Below are 4,562 nucleotides of genomic sequence, written 5' to 3'. Positions count from 1 at the left end.
TCAGCGCGGTGTGACTCGCCCTCAAGATGGTGATAATAACGGAAGTGCGATCGTTGATATTGGCGCTTATGAATTTAGCCCTACAGTCACGCCGACTCCAACTCCCACGCCCACTCCCACTCCCACTCCCACGCCCACTCCCACTCCCACTCCGACACCGGAACCCACTCCCACTCCGACACCGGAACCAACTCCCACTCCGACACCGGAACCAACTCCCACGCCTACACCCGAACCGACACCCGCACCGACACCAACTCCGGCGGTAGATGATTGCCTACTCAATAGCCTCAATGCCCCGCAACTAGATCCTGCCACCATCACCCCCAACCCCGTCCAACAAACTATCAACGGCGGCGACACTACCGATTTCATCATGGGCGGTGACATCAACGACTCAATTAACGGACAAGCCGGCAACGATACTCTCTACGGCATGGGCGGCAATGACAACATTGACGGCGCAGCAGATAACGACTCAATCTTCGGCAATGAAGGCAGCGATTTCATCTCTGGCGGCGCTGGCAACGATACCATCTACGCTGGCAAAGATAATGACACTGTTGTCGGCGCCGATGGCGAGGACTTGTTGAGGGGAGATTTAGGCAATGATACAGTTGTCGGCGGCGTTGGCAACGACAGCATTTTCGGCGGTAAAGATGACGATATCTTGCTGGGTGAAGATGGGGACGACTACATTTTAGGCAACTTAGGAAATGACACAATTAATGTCGGAAACGGCAACGATATTGCCTTTGGTAATGAAGGTGCAGACCTAATTTTTGGTGAGTCGGGACATGACACGCTGTACGGAGGCAAAGAAAACGACAGTCTCGATGGCGGTGAGGGCAACGACTTGCTGTTGGGTGGCAATGAAAACGATGTGCTCTGTGGCGACATCGGTAACGATACCATCTACGGCGGCAAAGGTAATGATATTCTCAGCGGTGGCAGCGGTGCCGATTTCCTTTCCGGGGATGTTGGGGACGATACATTGACGGGAGGTTCGGGAAATGATGTGTTTTTCCTCAATCAAAGTGTGGGTAGCGACATCATTAATGATTTCCGCAAGGGAGAGGATTTAATTGGGTTAAATTCTGGTTTGAGTTTTAATCAACTCAGTATTACTTCCAGCAACAATCAAACTTTGATTACTGTGACGGATACCAATCAATTGTTGGCGAAGCTTAACAATATTACCCCCGGTATTCTTACCGCTAGCGATTTCATTACTCTGTAGTTATCATACTAAATCCGGTTTGGCTATATCCTCGATCGTTCTGGGTATGCTTCGTCGGTTGAAACCGCTACTAAACAAACGAAGTCCGCCTCTGCAGACTGAGAGATAAAGGGAGTAGTTACGCCGGATTTAGTATTATAGTATTTTTCAATAAAAAGCAGCCAAGCATGATAAATATCCTCTAATCTTCTGATGCTATAGCCACACATATTAATCTCTTTTTCCTAATAAAGCGGACTTGATATTATTCCGTTTTAATACGATCGCACAAATGTCTGTCCTCCTCCTTGACTTCAGCATTAGTTCGCAAATAATCCCGGACACGATCGCACGCATAAGCCAGTTCATCGAGTTTGAGAATTCCCTCTAGATCCCATAAAATCACCGTGCGATCGTCCCCAACAGAAGCAATCTGTTTGCCATCGGGACTAAACGCCACCGCCCAAACGTTCCCTTCATGTCCCGTTAGCGTCGTTATTTCTGTCCCGTCGGTTTTCCAAAGTTTGAGTGCGCCAGTTGAGCCTCCCCCGACCAGCATTTGACCGTCTGGACTGAAATCAACCGCCATCATGCCTCTAGTATTTCCCTTGAGGGTTTTGAGCAACGCGCCATCACTCGTCCAGAGTTTAATCGTGTCATCCCTGCTGGCAGTTGCCAAAGTGCGACCGTCTGGACTGATGGCAACTTCCCAAACAGGGCTGCGATGGCCCTCTAGAGTCTTGGAAAACCTACCGTCAAGACTCCACAACCGAGCAGTGCTGTCGCTACTAGCTGAAAGCAGCCTCTGTCCGTCAGGGGTAAAGTCCACATCGTAAACCCTAGCCCGATGCCCTGTGAAAGTTTTCAGCAAAGTGCCGTCTTTGTTCCACAGTTTCACGGTTTTATCGTTGCTAGCAGAAGCCATTAGCCGACCATCTGGACTTGGGGAGATATCCCACACTCCAGCTTCATGACCTGTTATGGTTTTCAGCAGCGTCCCGTCGAACTGCCAGAATTTAATTGTTTTATCTTCACTAGCGGTAGCAAGGAAAGGTGCGATCGCAGGATTGGTACCAGAGAGGAAAGCAACGGAGCGAACGGCAGTCTCGTTTCCGGCAAAAGACTTCAGCAACGTGCCGTCTCGCGCCCACAGTTTGAAGCTGCCATCCGAACCGGCGGAGGCTAGCATTTGACCGTCCGGGCTGAAATCCACATCCCAAATCGTGCCACCATGTCCGTAAAGGACTTTCGAGAAGGGGTTTGTCGGATTCCAGAGTCGAGCTGTATTGTCGTCGCTAGCGGAGACAACCATTTGACTGTTGGGAATAAAAGCAAGCCCGCGAATTCCAGATTGATGCCCTTTGAGGACTTTCAACAGCGTCCCGTCCGGCTTCCAGAGGTTGATAGTTTGGTCGGCGCTGGCGGAAGCAATGACATCGCCTGCTGTGCTGATGGCGACTTCAAACACTTCCGAACTGTGACCGCTAAGAGTTCGTAGCAGGGTTCCGTCTGGTTGCCAGAGTTTGACAGTGTTGTCAGCGCTGGCAGAGATAATGGCGGGACGTTTGACGCCGCTATTGTCTGCAACTAAAGCGAACTCAACGTCCCAAACGCTTGCGCTGTGACCTTCTAGGGTTCTCACCAGTTCGCCGTCGAGAGTCCAGACTTTGACCGAATTATCTGTGCTGCTAGAGGCGAGGAGGTTTCCATCCGGGCTAAAGGCAACACCCCAAACTGCACCTTGATGTCCGCTCAGGGTTTTGAGCGGTTTGCCATCAACGCTCCACAGTCGAATTGTGCTGTCTTCACTGGCGGAGGCGATGCGCTCACCGTCTGGACTCACGGCGATCGCCCATATCGCAGCCTTGTGTCCCTGAAAGGTTTTGAGCAGTTTGCCTTCCCGACTCCACAGATAAATGTTGCCGTCCACGCTGGATGTTACCAGGCGCTGGCTGTTGGGAGTAAAACGGAGGGCGTAGACGCTGCTGATTGTGTGTTGGAGAGTATGCAGCAAGGTACCATCCCGTTGCCAGATCTTGGCTGTTTGGTCGCCGCCTCCGGTAGCGATGAGTTGACCGTCTGGGCTGATATCAACTGCCAGAACCGGGCTGGAATGCCCCAACAGGCGATTGAATTCTGCCGTTCCATAGATGGCTTGTTGCAGCACTTGTTGAACTTGAGATGGCAACTGGGGGCTGGAATTAGCTAGGCTGTCGATCCTGCGTCTGGCTTTGATGGCGCTCACGAGGGCATCTAATCGCTGTTGGGAAGCGAATTGCCCTGCTGATGAGGAGGATAGAGCTTGAATTTCGCTGATTCTGGCTTGCTGCTCGCTGGTGAGGGCGTGATGATATTGCCAAAGGGCGAGAATGCCAAAGGCGATCGCAACTATCAGTGCTCCACTCAGCGCCCCAAGAAATCTTCGCTGCCGCTTTGCCGTCTCTCGCTCTAAAACTAACCGCTTGTGTTCTTCTGCCAGTCTGGCTTCAACTTCTCTGAGCCTCGCTGCTTCCAGCGCTTGCTGCACTTCCAGCCTGTCTAATTCGCCAGAAGCCGCTAAAAAGTGATAATCCAAATCGCTCAAACTTTTTCCCTGGGCCCAGTAGGAAGCGTCTTTTAGGGATTGTCCGCGCAACAATCGCGATTCATCGGTTTGTTTTGAAGCGATCCAAGCGTTGAAAGCTTGGGAGTAAGGGCGCAGTTGCTCTAACTGTTTTTCTACCCATTGTAGGTGAAACACTGCTTGATAAATCGGGTTACTGACCTTTAAAAAACCTTGTTGCTTTACTACCACACCTGATAGCAGCAGTTCGATCTGCTCTCGACTATCATCCGCTTCAATTTCACCACATTGTAAGAGGTTTTGATAGATACCTAAGCTACGTGCTGTGAGTTGTTTGTTGCCAATAATGCGATCGCGAATAGTCTTTAAATGCTCGGGTTCATCTTGCGATTCCCATTTATTGATGATATTTTCTCTCACCAACGACTCCACAAAAAATCCCTCTGTTCCCGGTGGAATTTTTAAATCACCCGTGTGGGCTTCCCGCGCCATTTTTACTACTAATTCACATATTTTTTGCGTTAAAAAGGGCTGTCCTCCCGTCCACTCTAAGATTTCTTTGAGAACTACCTGCGGATTTGCTATGACCTTTTCTAACCCTTTCGCTAATGGTTGCGCTTCTTCTAAGCTAAATCCTGACAACTCGATCGATTGTCCGATATTAAAAGGTGTCCGATTTTTATCGGCGATTAAATCGCTGGGTGTAGCTACTCCGAAAATTGCGAAGGTAATCCGATTGTATTCTGGATTAATGGCTCGTTGGTTGTAACAATAACGAAT

2 protein-coding genes are annotated in these 4,562 nt (G+C 50.1%); one reads left to right on the top strand and one right to left on the bottom strand.

Annotated features, from left to right (window positions below):
- Positions 1–1,240 (top strand): calcium-binding protein (locus QUA45_RS27960; protein WP_333223131.1); only part of this gene is annotated, 1,240 nt, incomplete at its 5' end.
- Positions 1,241–1,484: 244 nt separating this feature from the next.
- On the opposite strand, the gene QUA45_RS27955 is transcribed toward QUA45_RS27960, so the two are convergent.
- The coding region (locus QUA45_RS27955; RefSeq protein ID WP_333223129.1) for an AAA-like domain-containing protein at positions 1,485–4,562 on the bottom strand (3,078 nt) is incomplete at its 5' end.

It is taken from the genome of Microcoleus sp. Pol12A5 (assembly GCF_036701435.1).
In the GTDB taxonomy this organism is placed as follows: Bacteria; Cyanobacteriota; Cyanobacteriia; order Cyanobacteriales; family Microcoleaceae; genus Microcoleus.
The sequence above is the reverse complement of the archived record's forward strand: the minus strand, read 5'-3'. Positions and strand labels throughout refer to the sequence as shown.